General features: G+C 70.4%; 16 protein-coding genes. 12 read left to right on the forward strand and 4 right to left on the reverse strand.

Annotated elements, in window-relative coordinates; all coding sequences use genetic code 11:
- Positions 1 to 4: 4 nt before the first annotated feature.
- On the reverse strand, positions 5 to 1,069 hold the full coding sequence (locus ABZT18_RS02645) for a serine/threonine-protein kinase (protein ID WP_355250303.1): 1,065 nt from the start codon (positions 1,067 to 1,069) through the stop codon (positions 5 to 7).
- Between the two features lie 185 nt (positions 1,070 to 1,254).
- A complete protein-coding gene (locus tag ABZT18_RS02650; protein ID WP_355250306.1) occupies positions 1,255 to 3,159 on the reverse strand; it encodes an N-6 DNA methylase in 1,905 nt (634 codons plus the stop codon).
- Positions 3,160 to 3,261: 102 nt separating this feature from the next.
- Between ABZT18_RS02650 and ABZT18_RS02655 the strand changes: the two genes are divergently transcribed.
- From ABZT18_RS02655 to ABZT18_RS02685, 7 genes are all read left to right on the forward strand, one after another.
- Positions 3,262 to 3,831 carry a DUF4352 domain-containing protein gene (locus ABZT18_RS02655; protein WP_355250310.1) on the forward strand — a complete coding sequence of 190 codons (570 nt, stop codon included), beginning with the start codon at positions 3,262 to 3,264 and terminating at the stop codon, positions 3,829 to 3,831.
- Between the two features lie 80 nt (positions 3,832 to 3,911).
- The gene (locus tag ABZT18_RS02660) at positions 3,912 to 4,808 is read left to right on the forward strand and encodes a hypothetical protein (protein ID WP_354992034.1); all 897 of its coding nucleotides are present in this window, start codon (positions 3,912 to 3,914) and stop codon (positions 4,806 to 4,808) included.
- Between the two features lie 105 nt (positions 4,809 to 4,913).
- Positions 4,914 to 7,367: an AAA family ATPase gene (locus ABZT18_RS02665; RefSeq protein WP_355250313.1), complete on the forward strand. Its 2,454-nt coding sequence runs from the start codon at positions 4,914 to 4,916 to the stop codon at positions 7,365 to 7,367.
- Complete coding sequence (locus tag ABZT18_RS02670) at positions 7,364 to 7,768, forward strand: hypothetical protein (protein WP_355250316.1); 405 nt, start codon at positions 7,364 to 7,366, stop codon at positions 7,766 to 7,768. Before ABZT18_RS02665 ends, ABZT18_RS02670 begins: the two co-directional genes overlap by 4 nt.
- A 40-nt stretch (positions 7,769 to 7,808) precedes the next feature.
- Positions 7,809 to 8,207, forward strand: coding sequence for a DUF4190 domain-containing protein (locus ABZT18_RS02675; protein WP_355250318.1), 399 nt, complete (start codon positions 7,809 to 7,811; stop codon positions 8,205 to 8,207).
- Between the two features lie 176 nt (positions 8,208 to 8,383).
- Positions 8,384 to 9,115: a hypothetical protein gene (locus tag ABZT18_RS02680; protein WP_355250321.1), complete on the forward strand. Its 732-nt coding sequence runs from the start codon at positions 8,384 to 8,386 to the stop codon at positions 9,113 to 9,115.
- Positions 9,116 to 9,183: 68 nt separating this feature from the next.
- Positions 9,184 to 10,020 carry an aldo/keto reductase gene (locus ABZT18_RS02685; protein WP_355250324.1) on the forward strand — a complete coding sequence of 279 codons (837 nt, stop codon included), beginning with the start codon at positions 9,184 to 9,186 and terminating at the stop codon, positions 10,018 to 10,020.
- A 269-nt stretch (positions 10,021 to 10,289) separates the two neighbouring features.
- On the opposite strand, the gene ABZT18_RS02690 is transcribed toward ABZT18_RS02685, so the two are convergent.
- Complete coding sequence (locus ABZT18_RS02690) at positions 10,290 to 11,216, reverse strand: AraC family transcriptional regulator (protein WP_355250327.1); 927 nt, start codon at positions 11,214 to 11,216, stop codon at positions 10,290 to 10,292.
- 119 nt (positions 11,217 to 11,335) lie between these two features.
- Between ABZT18_RS02690 and ABZT18_RS02695 the strand changes: the two genes are divergently transcribed.
- The 4 genes from ABZT18_RS02695 to ABZT18_RS02710 all read left to right on the forward strand — a co-directional run bounded on the left by ABZT18_RS02695 (position 11,336) and on the right by ABZT18_RS02710 (position 14,670).
- On the forward strand, positions 11,336 to 12,139 hold the full coding sequence (locus ABZT18_RS02695) for an NAD(P)H-binding protein (protein WP_355250436.1): 804 nt from the start codon (positions 11,336 to 11,338) through the stop codon (positions 12,137 to 12,139).
- Between the two features lie 74 nt (positions 12,140 to 12,213).
- Positions 12,214 to 13,260: an SEC-C domain-containing protein gene (locus ABZT18_RS02700; RefSeq protein WP_354992041.1), complete on the forward strand. Its 1,047-nt coding sequence runs from the start codon at positions 12,214 to 12,216 to the stop codon at positions 13,258 to 13,260.
- A gap of 24 nt (positions 13,261 to 13,284) precedes the next feature.
- Positions 13,285 to 14,031 (forward strand): metallophosphoesterase, encoded by a 747-nt coding sequence (locus ABZT18_RS02705; protein ID WP_354992042.1) that lies wholly within the window; start codon positions 13,285 to 13,287, stop codon positions 14,029 to 14,031.
- Positions 14,032 to 14,154: 123 nt separating this feature from the next.
- Positions 14,155 to 14,670, forward strand: coding sequence for a DUF2231 domain-containing protein (locus ABZT18_RS02710; RefSeq protein ID WP_354992043.1), 516 nt, complete (start codon positions 14,155 to 14,157; stop codon positions 14,668 to 14,670).
- On the opposite strand, the gene ABZT18_RS02715 is transcribed toward ABZT18_RS02710, so the two are convergent.
- Positions 14,616 to 15,335: a DUF998 domain-containing protein gene (locus tag ABZT18_RS02715; RefSeq protein WP_354992044.1), complete on the reverse strand. Its 720-nt coding sequence runs from the start codon at positions 15,333 to 15,335 to the stop codon at positions 14,616 to 14,618. The genes ABZT18_RS02710 and ABZT18_RS02715 overlap by 55 nt on opposite strands.
- 451 nt (positions 15,336 to 15,786) lie before the next feature.
- On the opposite strand from ABZT18_RS02715, the gene ABZT18_RS02720 reads away from it, so the two are divergent.
- Positions 15,787 to 17,670 carry a Xaa-Pro dipeptidyl-peptidase gene (locus ABZT18_RS02720; RefSeq protein WP_354992045.1) on the forward strand — a complete coding sequence of 628 codons (1,884 nt, stop codon included), beginning with the start codon at positions 15,787 to 15,789 and terminating at the stop codon, positions 17,668 to 17,670.
- The last annotated feature ends 16 nt before the right edge of the window (positions 17,671 to 17,686 follow it).

Here is a 17,686-nt window from a genome sequence, read left to right on the forward strand (position 1 = left end):
CTTCCTACAGGGTCGAGCGGCGGGCGTACTGGCGGCGCATCTTGTCGACCAACCACGTCACATCGGCTGCCACCCTGGCGGGCCGCTCGGCGTCGACCTTCGTGGGTGTCGTCTTCGGCACCGGGACGGTGTCCGCCTCGATGACCGGTGTGCTCTCCGGGTCCTGACGCGGATCATCCAGGTCCGGAGGGACCAGCAGCTCGGTGTCCCCGTCGTAGGTGAGCGCGGCCACCTCTTGCCGCAGTGCGTGGACACTCTTGCCGCTGGTAGCGGTCGCGACCGCGAGCAGCCTGGCGCGAACGTCGGTCAAACCAGGGCGGGCCGTGGGGTCGAAGGCGAGCATCGTGCCAAGCAAATGCACCACCTCGGCCGGCACCTCGGAGAGATCGGGAAGGTCGGTCGGCTCGCTGATGCGCAGCAGCAGGTTCCAGGAGTTGGTCGGCGGATAGAGCCCCCGCCCGGTCAGTGCGAAGACCAACGTCGCGGCAAGGGCATAGACGTCGACCGCCGCAGTGAGGTCTCGCTCACCCTTGACCTGCTCGGGCGACATGTAGGCGGGAGTGCCGACCAGGGCGCCCGGCTCGGTCAGGTAGTCGTTCCGCTCGATCAGCACCGCCAAACCGAAGTCGATGAGTTTGGGTCCGTCGGGGCCGAGGATGATGTTCTGCGGCTTCAGGTCGCGGTGCAGCAGCTTGACCTGGTGCACCTTGGCGAGCCCCTCGGCGAGCATCGCCCCCGCCATGGCGGCCAACGGCAGCGGAAGCGGCCCCCGCGCGTCGACGTGCTGGCGCAGGGTGGCGCCGGGGACGTACTCCACGGCAAGCCAGGCCGGGTTCGCGTACGGGTCGGCGTCCTCCAGGCGGGCCACCCGGGAACCGAAGACCAACTTGAGGCTGTCGACCTCGACGGCGAACCGCTCGCGCACCGTCGGCGCCTCAATGAGGTGCTGTTTGATCACCTTCACAGCGACCCGTTCGGCGGTCGGCGACACCGCGAAGAACACATCGCCCATACCACCTGAGCCGAGCGGCCTGACCAACTCGTAGCCGCCAATTTTGCCCAGCGTCATTCGTCCCCCTCACGATGACACCCACCCCAACTGCTCGTCTGCCCTGTCGGCTCGACGCCTGGCGGACGCATGACCGTACAACGTTGAACTTTCAACGAGGAAGCGTCCGAATGGCGGTTAGCGCTGGCCCGCCGTCTGATATCCGACGACATGCGGGCCGCTCTGCAAACGACCGGGCACGGCAGTCATCGCGTCACGTCCGGCCGGATTGTTCCCCGAGCCAGGCCGTCAGCGGTGAGCTGGGCCAGCTCCGCTCCCAGCGAGGCAGCCTGCCGGATCGCTGACTCGAAGGCAACGAGGCGCCGGAAAGCGTCGCCGTGCGCTCGCTGCTCGTCGAGCGGCAGCCGCCGCACCTGCGCCCGCCGGATGTCAAACCGCATCGTCCCCGACAGGCTCGACGACTGCTTCTCGTTCGCCGACGTCCGCAACTGCCCTGCCAGGAACCACGGATCCAACGCCGTCGGATTCGGCCGCAGCAGGTACAGATTCCGCCCCAACAGCGCTCCCTCGGCGGTGACCACCCGCGCGGTGAGCTGCCGCGCGATCATCGGCACCACCACGTCGCCCACCGCGAGAGGGATCTCCTGCCCGAACCGGTCGTCGACCCGTCCGGACGCCTCCACTCCGGCGATCACGTCCGGCACGGTGAGCACCGGCGGCCCGTCGGGTGCGGGTGTGGACGTGCCCGCGCGGACCGGGCCGATCAGTTGAAGCGCGCCAGTCTTCGCCAGCTCCCCCACTGTGAGGAAGGAACCGTCCGGCCCGTCGGGCGCGGGCGTGACCTGCGGCAGCAGCGCCGGCAACTCGCCGACGATGGCGGCCAGCCGCTCTCTGGTGCGTACCAGATGCTCTCCCGTTGCCTCGCCCACGACGGCCGGTTGCCGACGCGCGGGGGTGAGATCGACGTCCTCATCGAGCAGCTCGATGACCGGCACCGCGCGGGCGAACCCGGCCTCCTCGACGTCGCCGTCCGGAGTAGCGGCGAAGGCCCGCCACGCGGCCAGCACACGCGGCGCGGTGTCGCCCAGTTCGCCGTCGGCGGCGTCGATCAGCAAAGCTCGCGCCGGTGGCGGCGCGTCGGCCGCAGCCCGCCGTAGCACCCACAGATGCAGCGGTACGCCGTGCGGCGCCGCCACCCCCGGTGGGAGGGCGATGACAGCGCGCAGGTGGCCTCGGCGCAGCAGCTCGCTGCGGATCCGTCTGCCGGCCCTCCGGCTGGCCACCGTGGGCGGCATCAGCAGGACGGCGTGCCCGCCAACCCGCAGGTGGGCCAGGGCGTGCTGCACCCAGGCCAGCTCCGGTTCAGTACGGGGTGTGGTGCCGACGATCCAGCGAGGATCGTGGCCAAGCTCCTCGTCGCCCCAGTTGGTGGCGCCGAACGGCGGGTGGCAGACGACGGCGTCGACAGCGCGGCCAGCGAAGGCGTCGGCGCGCAGGGTGTCGCCGGCGCAGACCTCCCCGGGTACGTCGTGCAGGGCCAACCACAGGCCGGCGAGTTTGGCCAGGCCCTCGTCGAGTTCCTGCCCGTACACCGAGGTGCTGCCTGCGCGGACGGCGGCTCGGAGGATGGCGCCGGAGCCGGCGGCCGGGTCGAGGACTGAGCCGCCCCCGACGCTGGCGAGCCCGATCATCAGGTCGGCGAGGTCGTCGGGGGTGGCGAAGGGGCGACCGGGCCCTGGTGCGGAGAACCGCTGCCACAGCTCGTCGAACGCGCCCTGCGGGCCCAGCTCGTCGGCGAGGGCGTCGACGTCGACCAGCAGCGGCGCGAGTTGGGCGTCGGGGTGGCCGCTTCGGGAGCCGCGTTGCCGGGCCAGCAACAGGGCGCCGACGGCGGCGAGGCCGGCGGCTGGAGTGTCGCTGGCTGCGGCGAGGTGTCGCCAGAGCCGGTCGGCGGTGGCGAGTTCGGGGAGCTTGCCCTGGGTGCGTAGCCACTGCTCGACCTGGATCAGGTCGAACTCCGGGCTCGCCGTCGTCCCGCCCACCGGGGCGGGGAAGTCGGGGTGCCGTTTACGCCAATTGCTGACCGCAGCGCGACCGACGCCGGCGAGCCGGGCGATCTCCGCTGCCGTGATGGTCGGGTTCTCCTGCACGCCAAAAGTCTCGCACATCTGTCAAGCACGAGAACGTCTGTTGACACCGCTCTCGGACGATGCTCTTATTGACGCCGCAACGTTCACATCAGGAGGACAACAATGCGCAAGACCACCACTCTCGCTCTGATCGCCACCGGCCTCATCGCCCTGGGCTGCGGCTCCGGCGCCGCCGACAACGCGGGCAGCTCTGCCAACGAAGAGGGCGGCACCAAGGCGAGCAGCTCCACCGGCGACAAGGGCGACGCAAAGACCGAGGAGAAGCCGGCGGCGACCGCCAAGATCGGCCAGCCGGCCCGGGACGGGAAGTTCGAGTTCACGGTGAAGTCCGCCAAGTGCGGCGTCGCCAAGATCGGCAGCGACATGCTCGGCCAGAAGGCTCAGGGCCAGTTCTGCCTGGTCACGGTCAACGTGAAGAACATCGGCAAGGAAGCGCAGATGTTCGACGGCAGCAGCCAGAAGGCGTACGCGGCCGACGGCACCGAGTACTCCGCCGACACCAGCGCCGCCATCTACGCCAACAAGAACGCCGAGACGTTCCTCAACGACGTCAACCCCGGCAACCAGGTCAGCGGCGTCGTCGTCTTCGACATCCCGAAGAACGTCAAGATCACCAAGCTCGAGCTGCACGACTCGATGTTCTCCGGCGGCGTCGACGTCACCCTCGGCTGACTCTCCCCCACCCCCGGGGCGGGCAACCACCGCCCGCCCCGGCTGTTCACAGCCCACCTGTTCACAGAAGGAGCTTCGCCATGACCGATCCGACCCCGCCGCACCCCGACGAACCCACTGAGCAGTCGGCCCCGCCTCTCGCGGCGTCGCCCTCCGGCAGCCCCGTCGGGGACGTCCTGCCCGGCGAGCCGGTCCCACCCGCGAAGGGCCGGCGGTCCCCTCTACGCGCCTGGGCGGTCGGCGGTGCCGCCCTGGTAGTCGCCCTATGCTGCGGCGGTGCCGTCATCGGCGCGGCGAGCGGCGACAACGAGGAGCCGGCGGCCAGCGGAGGCAGCCCGGTCTCGGCCAGCCCGAGCGCGGTCATTTCCACGGCCGTTGCGCCCAGCACCGCTGCCCCGACGGCCTCCCCCACCACCGCGGAACCGACGGCGGCCGCGCCGACCACCACTGCGCCGGCCCCGAAGCCGAAGGTGATCAAGGGGCGGGGCGACGACGTCGTGCGGATCCCCGAATTGACCGACTTTGCCGTCGTGAAGTTCGTCTGCCGCTGCAGCAGCAACACTGTCCTGCGCAGCGACGGCCCCGAGGGGCTGCTGGTCAACGAGATCGGCGCGTACACCGGCAAGCGATGGATCAACCTCGAGGATGGCGCGCTCACGACCCAGTTCGAGGTGGAGGCAGCGGGCAGCTGGACGTTGACGATCGGCTCGCTCGACCAGATGGCCACCAAGGCGACCTCGGGCAAAGCGTCTGGCAAGGGCGACGACGTCGTCGTCCTGGGCGGAGACGCCACGGCTGTAAAGATCACCCACTCCCGGGGCAGCTCCAACTTCGCGGTGTACGCCTACTCGCTCGAATCCGATGAGGGCGGCCTGCTCGTCAACGAGATCGGTGGCTACTCCGGCGTGCGGCCGCTGACGGCGCCCGCACTCATGGAGATCACGGCCGACGGTAACTGGACGATCGCACCCGCCTGATTCGTTTGCGACATCAGGCCAAAGCGCACCAGCACGTACCTCCTCCCGCACGCCTCGCCCCTGACGAGCCGTCGACCCGCGGACACCACACGCCTGGAGACGACCATGACCCAGCCTCCGCAGCCCACCGCGCCCCTGATCGATCTGATCTTCGACCGACTGGCCGCCGCTGACGACGTACCGACCGAGACCGCCGAGCTCGTCCTCGCCGCCCTGACCAGCGAGGACGACCTGACCGCCGCGCTCGCCGGCGCTCCCACCCGACTCGACCCCCGCGCCCCCGCCGCAGACGGTCCACCGGAACGGATCTGGTTGAAGTCGGTGACCGTCGCCGGGTTCCGCGGCGTCGGCCCGGAGCGGACCCTCCAGGTCGACCCCGGTCCGGGCCTCACCCTGGTCGTCGGCCGCAACGGCTCCGGCAAGTCCAGCTTCGCCGAGGCCGTCGAACTCGCCCTCACCGGTGACAGCGCCCGGTGGGCCGACAAGACCAGCGTCTGGCGTACGGGGTGGCGCAACCTCCACAACCAGGACCCGTGCTGGGTCGGCGTGGAGCTGCGCGTCGACGGGGTAGCCACACCGACCCGGGTGAACCGCGCCTGGCCGGTCGGGGCCGAGCTGGCCGACGCCGAGGTGACCGTCAGCAGCGCCCGGGGCCGGCACACCGGCCTCTCCGAGCTGGGTCTGGCCCGCCCGCTGGAGCTGTACCGGCCGTTCCTCACGGCCGCCGAGCTGGGCAAGCTCGCCGCCGGCACGCAGAGCCAGCTCTTCGACGCGCTCTTCGCGATCCTCGGCCTGGACGCGCTCACCGACGCCGACCAGCGTCTGCTGCGCGCCGCCCGGCCGCACGACACGACCATCAAGGAGGTACGCGCACAGCGCATCGCCCTGGCCAACGCGCTCGCAGAAATCGCCGACTACCGGGCCCGGCGGACCGCCGCACTGCTGCGCGGCCGGAGCGCGGTCGACCTCGGCGCGGTGACGGCGATCCTCGACGAGCCGGACGAGGCGACCACTGACCGGGAGGTGCTGCTCTGCCGGGAACTCGCCGCTTTGGCGCCGCCGCCGGTCGACGAGGTGACCCGGCTGGCGGATCAGCTGCGAGAGGCGGCGGCCGAGGCTCTGCGGTACGACGGTGGCCGGTCCCGGGCCGCGCTGCGCAGCGCCGAACTGCTCCGCCTCGCCCTCGAACACCACGAGGACGACGGCGACGGGCCGTGCCCGGTCTGCGCAACCGGCACTCTGGACGGTGGGTGGCGTGCCGCCGCCGCACAGTCGCTGACCGACCTTCGGCAGCGCAGCGTCGCCGCTCAGACGGCGGGGACCCGGCTGACGGCTCTACTCCGGCAGACGCACCACCTGATCGACGACCTCGCGGTGCCCGAGGGGCCCGGGTCGGAGCCGCCGGTCGGGGTGCTGCGCGACGCCGTGTCCGCGCTGCGGCGCGTACCCGGGAAGCCTGCCGAGCTGGCCGACCACCTGGCCGCGCGGTACCCCGCGGTGGTGGAGGCGGCGGACGCGGCCCGCGCGTACGCCGAGGGGTTTCTGCGGCAGCGCGACACCGGCTGGCGGGCGGCGGCGGCCGACGTGCGCGAGTGGGTGTCCGCCGCTGGCGGGATGCCGGCGCGGGAGGCGGCCCTGACCCGGTTGAAGGCCGCACGCGGCTGGCTGAGGGACGCCGGTACGGAGATCCGCAACGAGCGGGTCGCGCCGTTCGCCGGGCACTCGCAGCGGATCTGGGCTCAGCTGCGGCAGGAGAGCAACGTCGAGCTGGGGGCGATGACGCTCGAAGGCGCGAACACCCGGCGGCGGGTCGTCTTCCCGGTCAGCGTGGACGGCGCCGACAACGGCACCGCGCTGGGGGTGATGAGCCAGGGTGAGATGCAGGCGCTCGGGCTGGCGACCTTCCTGCCGCGCAGCTGCGCCCCGGAGAGCCCGTTCCGGTTCATCGTGGTCGACGACCCGGTGCAGAGCATGGATCCGTCGAAGGTGGACGGTCTCGCGCGGGTCCTCGCCGAGTTGGCCGAGCAGCGGCAGGTGGTCGTCTTCACCCACGACACCAGGCTGCCCGACGCGGTCACCCGGCTCGGCCTCGGCGATGCCCGCATCATCGAGGTCCACCGGGCGGAGAAGTCGGTGGTGACGCTGCGGCCCGGCTCCGACCCGGTGACCCGCTACCTGGACGACGCGTCCGCGCTGGCCCGCAACGAGGACATCCCTGCCGAGGTGCGCGGGCCGGTGGTCGCTGAGCTGTGCCGCTCTGCGGTGGAGGCGGCCTGCCACCGGACGGTGTGGCGGAACCGGGTGGCACGCGGCGTCCCGCACGCCGACATCGAGAAGGCGATCGACGACGCGTCCCGGCGGGTCGCCACCACCGTCGCGTTGGCGTTGTTCGACGACCCCGATCGGGGCGGTGGAGTACGCAACGAGCTGCTCCGCCGGCACGGACGGCGGGCGGCTGACGCGTACCAGGCATGCCGGGAAGGCGTGCACGGTGCATACCTGGCAGACCTGCCGGGCCTGGTCGCGGACGCCCGCCTCCTGGCCGAGGCGCTGCGGTGACCGCGCCGACGCCGCAGCGCTGCCTGGCGGCGGCCGATCAGCTGCTGCGCGGGGCCGGTCTGCTGGGGACCGTCGCCGTGACCGGCGGTTGGTGGCCTCGGGCCTGCGCCTGCCTGATCCGGCTCGCCCTGGAAGGCGGCATCGACGGCTACTGGCAGCGGGTGAAGCCGACCGTGGCGGCCTGCCGGCAGGGCCGCGCAAAGCAGTTGATGCTGCGTGGCCGGCTCGGCCCGGGCACCGAGACCGCCCGCCGGGTGGCGTTCGCCTGGGCGACGCTCTCCACCGCCACGCACCACCACTGCTACGAACTGGCCCCCACGGCGGCGGAACTGCGACGCCTGCACACCGAGGTGAGCACCCTGCTCGCACGACTCCAGCCGACCGCCAGCACCACGAACTGACCCCCGACAGATGACTCGACCACCCAAGAGGGAACCCACCTTGTCCTACCAGCCGGGATACGACCCGACCCGCCCGCAACCGCCGATCTCGGTCGTGCCCGCCGGTCCCTACCCGCCGATTCAGTACCAGCCGCTGCCGCCCCAGATGGTCGTACAAGCCGCGCCCTCGTCCGACCTCGCCACCGCGTCGATGGTCCTCGGCATCCTCGGTTTCCTCGGCGGCTGGTGCCTGTTCGGGCTGCCCTGCGTCCTCGCAGTCATCCTCGGCCACATCGGCCTGCACGAGACTCGAGACGGCAGGAAGTCCGGGCGGGGCATGGCCGTGACGGGCCTGATCCTCGGCTACGTCTTCGTCGGCCCGATGATCGCGCTCACGGTCCTGGTCTTCTTCGGCGGTGTAATCGGCGCGGCAACTCCGACGCCGACGTCGACCCCGTGAGTACAGCGGCCGGCGCCCGTGACTGTGGCGACCCGACCCGCTCGCACCACACGCTCAATCTGTTCAGCCACTCGCGTTTGGACACTACGCGCGGTGAGATGCCGCTCCGGATGAGCCGGGGTGACCACGTTGACACCTACTGTGATGCTCCCGCTGTCGATCATGAAGGATTTGAGATGGCACCTGAGGCCGAGGGATCCGAGAACGAACTCTCCATACCCGTTGACCACGATGCGCTCGACGGACCGGTTCCGGAAGCAGCCGTACCTGGGCAGCGAGTCCTCGACCTCCTGGATAAGGCAATCGCCATCCAGAGCCCTCTGGTGCGAAAGAACATCGCCCGAGCCCGCCAGCGGAACCCAGAGGCGACACCAGCAGAGGTAATCGGCAATCTGGAGCGGATGTACGTCAGCGCCTTGACCGGGACGGGTGCTGCCGTTGGAGGAGCTGCAGCGGCGCCCGGCGTCGGCACGGGCGTCGCACTGGCACTGTCGGCGGGCGAGTTTCTCTCATCTCTTGAGCTGAGCGCCCTCTTCGCGCTCTCGATCGCCGAAATCCACGGCGTCCGCATCGACGAGATCGAGCGCCGTCGAACGATCGTGATGGGAATCATGCTTGGCGGGTCCGGCTCCGCGACCATTACCAAGGTCGCAGAGCGTACGGGGCAACACTGGGGACGTCAGATTGTCGCCAAGGTGCCTCTACAGACGTTGCGTCAGATCAACAAGGTCTTGGGTAGACACTTCATCACGAAGTACGGGACCAAGCAGGGAATCATCGTTCTCGGTCGAATGGCACCGTTCGGTATCGGCGCTGTGATTGGTGGTGGCGCCAACGCTGCCCTCGCCACTCTGGCTGTGCGGGCTGGTCGTCGCGCATTTGGCCCACCCCCGACGACCTGGCCGTGACTGACGCGCACCCCGCCAAGGTCATGCGAGGTAGGGTCCAGTCACGGTCGACGAAAGGCATATCAACCATGACGATTCCCCACCTGACGGCCGCAGACGGCACCACGTTGCCGGCGATCGGCCTCGGCACGTACCGACTGAACGGCTCGGCGGGTGTCGACGCGATCGGGCAGGCAATCCGGGCGGGCTACCGGTTGATCGACTCCGCGGTGAACTACGAAAACGAGGGCGCGGTGGGTCGGGCCGCCCGATCGGCCGGCGACGTACGGGACGAACTGGTCGTCACCTCGAAGCTGCCGGGCCGGCACCACCGCTACGACGAGGCGCTGACCACCATCGAGGAGAGTGTGTTCCGCACCGGCCTCGACCGGGTCGACCTGTACCTGATCCACTGGCCGAATCCGAAGGTCGACCTGTACGTGCAGGCATGGCGGGCGCTGATCGAGGCTCGCGAGCGTGGTCTGGTCACGCACATCGGTCTCTCCAACTTCCTGCCCGAGCACATCGACCGGCTGGTGGCCGAGACCGGGGTCGCTCCGGCGGTCAACCAGATCGAGGTGCATCCGTACTTCCCACAGCAGGAGGCAATCGACTACCACCGCGAGCAGGGGATCCTCGTGCAGGGCTGGAGCCCGCTCGGCCGTGGCAACGACCTGCAGGAGCACCCCGTCGTGGTGGAGATCGCGACCGCGCACGGCGTCAGCCCGGCGCAGACCATCCTCGCCTGGCACGTGGCCCGCCAGGTGATTCCGCTGCCCAAGGCCGCCTCCCCGCAGCGGCAGATCGAAAACCTGGACGTCTTCGGCATCAAGCTCACCGACGGCGAGGTCGAAGCAATCACCGCTTTGGGCCGCCCGGACGGGCGGCTCGCGGACCAGGACCCGGCGGTGTACGAGGAGTTCTGACCAACCCGACCTGCTCAGTCGGCGGCACGGCCTGAAGATGCGGAGCAGCGGACGCCGTGACGAGCGTGATGACTCTGAGGCATGAATATGCCTGTGAGTCATGACGCTCACCGGCACATCCGGCGCCGACCAGGAAGAGCGGCCGCGCCTGGCCCATGAAGCCGTGCCGACCCCGGCAGGAGCCGTGTCAGTCGGCGTCACCCATGACCCTGAGGTACGACCACTCGACGACCGGTTCCGGGCCCGGAAGACCTGCGCCCAACTGCCGGTCACGCCACCTGTCCGCCGACACGCGCGAGTCGGCGATGCCCGCTTGGGCTGACCCCGTGGACCCGTTTGAAGGCCGCACTGAAGCCGAACGCATCCGCGTACCCGAGTTGATGCGCCACGGCGGCGACCGTCGCTGTCGATTCGGCCAGCATGTCGGCGGCCAGGGTCATTCGCCAGTCGGTCAGGTAGGTGAGCGGCGGCTCGCCCACCAACGCGGTGAACCGTTTCGCCAGTGTGGACCGGGAGACTCCTGCCTGCACGGCCAGTTCGGCCAGGGTCCACGGCCTGCCCGGCGCGTCGTGCATGGCACGCAGCACCGGACCGACCGTGTCGTCGCTCAGCGCGCGATACCAGCCGGGAGCCTCAGCGTCCGGCTGGTCGAACCAGTCCCGCACCGTGCACACCAACAGCCAGTCCAGTAGTCGGTCCAGCACGATCTGCCGTCCGGGCCGACACGCGCCGAGCTGTGTGTCCAGGTAGTCGCGGAGGGCTGCACAGTCGTGGTCGTCCGGCACGACGAGCACCGGCGGTAGCGCACCCAGCAACCGCTGGGGTGCCCGGCCCTGGACGTGGTACGCCCCCACCAGCAGCACCATGCGGTCGCTTTGGTCCGCGCCCACAGAATCGGTCATCCCCGACTGGCCGCAACGAACGTCCCGGAGTTCCCCGGGTTGGAAGCTCGACCGTGGCTCGGCGGAGAACACGAACGGTGCCGGCCCGCGCACGGCGGCGGCCTCCCCGACCCGCACCAGGCGGGGCTTGTCGCTCTCCGGATGCGAGATCCAACCCTCGCCCCGCAGAGGGACACAGAGCGTCAACGGGGCGCCGTCGGTGAACCGCAGCGCCCCTGGCGGCGTCAGCACCGAACGGCCGAAGGCCGCACCGTCCGCGTGTACGCCCCGCAGCAGGTTGTCGAACGGGTCCATGGCACCGACGATAGATCCCGGACGATCGGACATGCCCGACGTACGACAGGACATGTACCGCCCGCGACCGGGCGAGTTGACTCGTGACCATGACGACAGACGCACCCTCGATACTCGTGATGGCAGGGACCGGCAAGACCGGCCGCCGGCTGGTAAGGACGCTGCGGGCGGCGGGCCAGCACGTCCGGGCGGCCTCTCGCTCGAGCGAGGTGCGGTTCGACTGGTCGCAGCGGGCCACGTGGCAGCCGGCCCTGGCGGGAGCCTCGGCGGTCTATCTGCTGGCTCCGGAGGACCCCGCTCTGGCCGTCGACTTCGTGGCAACCGCGGTCGACTCGGGTGTCGGTCGAATCGTGGCGCTGTCCGGCCGAGGGATCGACCAAATCGAGGGTGACTTCTCCCCCGGCATGGTCGCCGCGGAGGAGGCAGTGCAGAACTCCGGCGTCCAGTGGACGATCATCCGGCCGAACAACTTCAATCAGAACTTCAACGAGGACCTGTGGCGCCAACCACTGCTCGACGGTCGGCTGGCTCTGCCGATGGGCGCGACTCCGGAGCCGTTCATCGACGCCCAGGACATCGCCGACGTCGCCGCGACCCTGTTGACATCGCACGGTCATCACGAACAGGTGTACGACCTGTCCGGGCCTCGTGCGCTCACCTTCGCCACGGCGGTGGCGACGATCGCCAGGGCAGCCGATCGTTCGATTCGCTACGTGGAGCTCACACCAGCGCAGTACCAGGCCGAACTGCTCGCCCAGGGCCATCTGGAGGAAACCGCCACGGCGTTGAACATCATGTTCGCCGGGATGCGCGCGGGTCATCTCGCCGAACCGACCGACACGGTGCGTCGGGTTCTCGGACGTGACCCGCTCGATTTCGACAGCTACGCCACCCGGGCTGCGGCGGCCGGAGCGTGGTCATAGCCTCGGGCGGCATGAGAGCGGCGTAACAGGTGATCTGCCGGCATGCCGGGATCCCGCCGACGTACCGTGAGATCGTGTCGACGAAAGACGTACTCACCAAGGCTGACCTCGCCGAACTTCGCCGCTCGGCGCTCGGAACGGCCAACCCGCTCGGTATCGCCGCCGATCTCGCCGAGGCCGCGGAGCAGGGCCGACTGGAGGATCCGGACGACGCCGGGGACGCCCTGACCCTGGCCGCCGAGATCGCCGAGATCCGGGCAAGGCCAGACGCCGCCCTGCGGTACGCGGAGCAGGCTCTGGCGGCGTACCCGTCCGGAGATGATCCGCGGGCCGGGTTCGCCCGGGCGCTGCGGGCCCGGGCGCTGTTCCGGGCCGGCGGTCAGGACGACGAGGCGATGGCGGAGCTGACCGCGCTGCGCCCGTTCCTTATCGTGCAGCCCGACGCCGCCGCCTACGTGAGTGCGGCCCTGGACGCCGGTGGCCGTTCGGCGGTCGCCGAGACTTGGCTGAGCGAGGCGGTCGACACCCTGCTCGGCGAGCGTGCCGCCGCCGGGGCGTCCGCGCAGGCCATCACGGCGATCGACCCCGTGCTGGAGCTCGGTCCGCCGGACGCGCCCGGTGTCCTCTTCTTCCTGCTGCAACAGCGGCACCGGGTACGCCGAAACCTCAACCTGCCGCACGACCGGCAGGACGATCTGGCGGACCGACTGGAGAACCAGCTCGTCCGCCGGGCCGGGGAACGCAGGGACGCGGAGTCCGATCTGCTCTTCTGGCCTCGGGCCGAATTCGATCGTCTGCTTTCCGAGCACGCCGCGCTCGCCGAGGTCTACGGGCAGGACTGGGACGAGCACCGGGCCCGGCTGGAGAAGGAACTGGTCCGGCTGACGGGCGCCGGTCAGGCCGGGTTGGGCGTCTTCAGCGCGACCGTGGCCGGGCTGAACGACTTCGCCGGTCGACGCGACGGCGATCCGACCGATGCGGCGATCCGGGCGGGCTACGCGGCCGAGGTGTTGGCGCGACCCAGCGCGCGGATCGCGTGGCCACCGGAGCGCAACGACGCCTGCTGGTGCGGTTCGGGCCTGAAGTACAAGAAGGACTGTCTGCCGCGCTCCCGGAGCTGAGCGCGGCTCACTAGGATAGCGATCGTGCTGGTCATCGCGCACCTCAGTGACACCCACCTCGACAGCCAAGCCCGATCGGCCGAGCGGACGGCCCGGGTGATGGACTACCTGCACACCCTGCCGCGGCCGGTCGACGCGATCCTGATCACCGGGGACATCGCGGACCACGGCGAATTGGCCGAATACGAGACCGCCGCGAAGCTCTTCGACTCCCCACTGCCGGTCATGATCTGCCCCGGCAACCACGATGTGCGCGACGCGTACCGCAAGGGTCTGCTCGGTGACGATCGCGGCGGCACCGGCCCGATCAACGCCCGGTACGACGTGGCCGGCGCGGTCTTCCTCCTCGCCGACTCCTCCGTGCCAGGCGAGGACGACGGTCACCTGGACGAGGAGACCATGACGTGGCTCGCCGACGAACTGGGCTCGGTGCCGGCCGAGACGCCGACGTTCATCGCCTTCCATCACCCGCCGGTGGTGCTGCACCACCCAGTCATGGACCCGATGCGGCTGCTACCCGCCGACCCTCTGGCCGAGCTGGTCACCGCCCACCCGCAGGTCGTCGCCGTGCTGACCGGGCATTTCCATACCGCCGCCGCGAGCACCTTCGCCGGCCGCCCGCTGCGGATCGCACCGGGTGTGGTCTCCACCCTCCGGATGCCGTGGGAGGGCGAGGGACAGTTGACCACCCAGACCCAGCCGCCCGGCGTCGCATTCCATGTGTACGACGACAGCGGGCTGCTCACCACCCACTACCGGGTGGTGGTCTGACGGCGGTCTTCACGACGAAGACGGGCGCTGCTGGCAATCTTGGGGGCTGACATGCCTCTTCGGTACCGATAACGTCCATCCCTGGGCGATCGACGTCCACCGCCATCACCGGAGGAGACGCCGATGTTCGAGGAGTTCATGGGCATTCCCGCCCATCCTCTGGTGCTGCACGCCGCAGTCGTGTTCGTGCCGCTGCTGGCCCTCCTGACGATCGGCTACGCGCTCGTCCCGCCGATCCGGCCGCACACCCGCTGGGTGCTGGGGCTGCTCGCCCTGGGCGCGCCGATCTCCGCCCTGCTGGCGAAGCTCTCCGGCGATGCCTTCTTCGACCGCCTGCGCGCCGCCAACCGTGTCACTCCCGAGTTCGCCCCGACGATTGAGGCGCACCAGGAGTTCGGCGACATCACGCTCTGGGCCACCATCGGGCTGGCGATCGTGGCGCTGGCGCTGGTCTGGTTCGTCCCACCGAGAGCCGCCAAGGCGAGCGCAGCCGAGGCGAGCGCCACCGACGATGCGCGGCCCAGTAGGGCGCTGACCCTGGCGTTGCAGGTGTTGTCGCTGGTGGCCGCCGGCATCGCCGTGTACTACGTGATCCGCACCGGCGACTCGGGCGCGAAGGCGGTCTGGACGGGCCAGTGACGAGTCAGGCCACCTCGTCGCGTGCCCGCCAGGAGAGCGCCACGAGCCAGCCCGAGATGAGCACCGCTCCGACGGCGAAGCGGATGCTCGCGCTCTCCTCGCTCCACGGCCGGGCGGTGAGCACGAACGCGACGGCACCGCTGGCTGCGCTGTAGAGCGCCCAACCCCGGTGCCCCTGGCCGACGAAGCGTCGGGCGAGCAGCAGGCCGGCCGGCCGCGATCAGCGACAGGAACGCCGCCGCGCCGCACACCGTGTGCAGGACGCTGCCCGTGCTGACCTGCTCGGGCAGCCCCGCCGGGGCCCCGGGCGGCCAGCCGAGCGCGGGATCGGGGACGAAGATTCCGCCGCCGACCATCGCCACCCCGTAGACGCCGACCAGCACCGGGCCCACGGTGCCGGCCCGGCCCGGACGCAGCGCCCGCCACAGACCCACCGCGAAGGCGACGGCCAGCAGGCCGGTGCCCACGAACGCGATGACCTGCAGCCAACCGAGGTCACCGAGGGTGAGTGAGCTCACCGCGTGCCGGCGCAGATCGAACCCGCTTCGGGTGAACGCCTGCCCGAACGACAGAACGGGAAAGAGCAGGCCGGCGACCGTGCCGCAGCCCAGCAGGATCCGGGTTCGGCGGAGCTGGATCTCGGGGGCGGTCGTCAGGGACGTCATGGGCGTACCTCTCGTGTCGGCGTCGGTGTTCTGCCGTCACGACGAACGAGGTGGGGCCGGATCGACACCGCGGCCCGGGGAGGTACGGAAACGGGGTGCTGGTGCGGCCCGGTTGAGGGCCGCCGGGCCGCGCCGTGGCGCGAACCTTCCGGTCGAGCCAGACCTTCTTCGCGCCGGCGAGCAGCGAGTTGGTCGCCAGCTTCGCGGTGGCTGGGCTCTTCTTGGGTACGTGGCCGGCGACCGCGCCAATGCTGGGCAGCGATTTCCGCAGTGTGTCGCCGCCCGACTCAGTTCGATGTGGTTTCGATTGCCGCACATTGTGGACGAAAGACGTATCCCCACCCGAAGGGATCGACGGAACGCCGGCTCGGTCATAGCATGTCGACGAATGGATCTTCGAGATTGGCCCGTGCCGAAACCCGGCAACCAGCCCAACCGAAGGGAGACGCGCATGCGTCGACCCCGCCATCTGGCACTCCTCAGCGTCGGTGTGTCCGGCGCCCTGGTTCTGAGCGCGGCCCCGACAGCGGCGGCGGCCCCGCCCACGCCGGCCACACCCACCGGCATCGTGGTCAGCGACGGCATGACCCAACCGGTGTTCTCGCTCGCCGACGCGATCGAGGAGCGGGTGTTCGTCCAGACCCCGGTGGACACCGACCACGACGGTCGACCCGACCGGGTGGCGATCGACATCTCCCGACCCCGGGAGACCGCCACGCAGGGCTTCAAGGTGCCGGTCATCTTCGAGCACAGCCCGTACCGCAAGGGCACCTGGGGCGACGTGCCGTACCCGAGCGTGTTGGTCGACGACCTGCCGCAGAACGGTGTGACCGACCGGTCCGGACGTCGATCCCTCGACGTCGGCACCCAGCGGGCCCAGGCGAAGGCCAACCTGCCCGGCTCGCTGGACGACTACTACGTGCCGCGCGGGTACGCGGTGGTGCTCGGCCAGAGCGTCGGCACCGGCGACTCGGACGGCTGCCCGACCAGCGGCGACCAGGCCGAAACGCTCGGCACCAAGGCCGTCATCGACTGGCTCAACGGGCGCGCCAAGGGCTACGACGCGAACGGCGCCCCGGTCACCGCCCGCTGGACCACCGGCGCGGTCGGCATGACCGGCGTCTCCTACAACGGGACGCTGCCCAACCAGGTCGCCACCACCGGCGTCAAGGGACTCAAGACCATCGTGCCGGTCTCCGCGATCAGCAGCTGGTACGACTACTACCGGGCCAACGGCCTGGTCGTCGCGCCCGGAACGTTCCAGGGCGAGGACCTCGACATCCTCGCCCAGTACACCGCCGGGCAGGCACGGGCCGAAGGGCCCTGCGCCGACGAACTCGCGAAGATCACCGAGGAGCAGGACCGGGTCACCGGCGACTACTCGAAATTCTGGCAGGATCGCGACTACCTCGACGCCCGGGACGTCAAGGCGAGCGTCTTCGTCGTACACGGCCTCAACGACTGGAACGTGAAGACCGAGCACTTCGCCGGCTGGTGGGACCAACTCGCCAAGCGCGACGTACCGCGCAAGATCTGGCTGCACCAGGGCGGGCACGGCGGCCCGGGCAGCAGCGCCTCGGTGACCCTGCCCAGCGGGCAGACCTGGACCTACAAGCAGACCGAGAACCGCTGGTTCGACTTCTGGCTGTGGAACGTGCGCAACGGCATCATGGACGAGCCGACGGCGGTGCTGCAGCGCGAGGACCGGGCCTACACCACGTACGCCAACTGGCCCGACCCGGCAGCGCGTGAGGTCGGGCTGCGGTTCGCCGCCACCGACGCCACCGCCCCGGGCGCGCTCACCACGGGCAAGCCGCCGAAGGCCAAGGTCGAGCAGAGCTTCGTCGACGAGGGCCGGACCATCCACCCGGACACCCTGGTCGCCAACCCGGACACGGCGAGCGCGAACCGACTCGCCTACCGCTCCCCCGCGCTGACGCAGAACGTCCGCATCTCCGGACGTCCCGAGATGCGGCTACGGATGGCCATCGACAACAAGCCGGACGCGAACCTCACCGCGTACCTGGTCGACTACGGCCCGGCCGGGACGACCGCCGCGCCGACCGTGGTGACCCGCGGCTGGATGGACCCGCAGAACCGCAAGAGCCCGGCCCGCACCGAGCCGGTCAAACAGGGCAAGCTGTACGACTACCGGTGGACCATGGAGCCGAAGGACTACATCTTCCCGGCGGGCCACCGCATCGGCGTGGTCCTGTTCTCCAGCGACCAGGAGTACACCCTGCTGCCGCTGGGCGGCACCGAACTGCGGGTCGCACCGAACGACAGTGAGCTGCGACTGCCGGTCGTCGGCGGTCGGTCCGTGCTCGGGTTCTGACACAAGTCGTCCCGAA

The sequence above is a fragment of the Micromonospora sp. NPDC005291 genome (assembly GCF_040607415.1).
Classification (GTDB): Bacteria; Actinomycetota; Actinomycetes; order Mycobacteriales; family Micromonosporaceae; genus Micromonospora.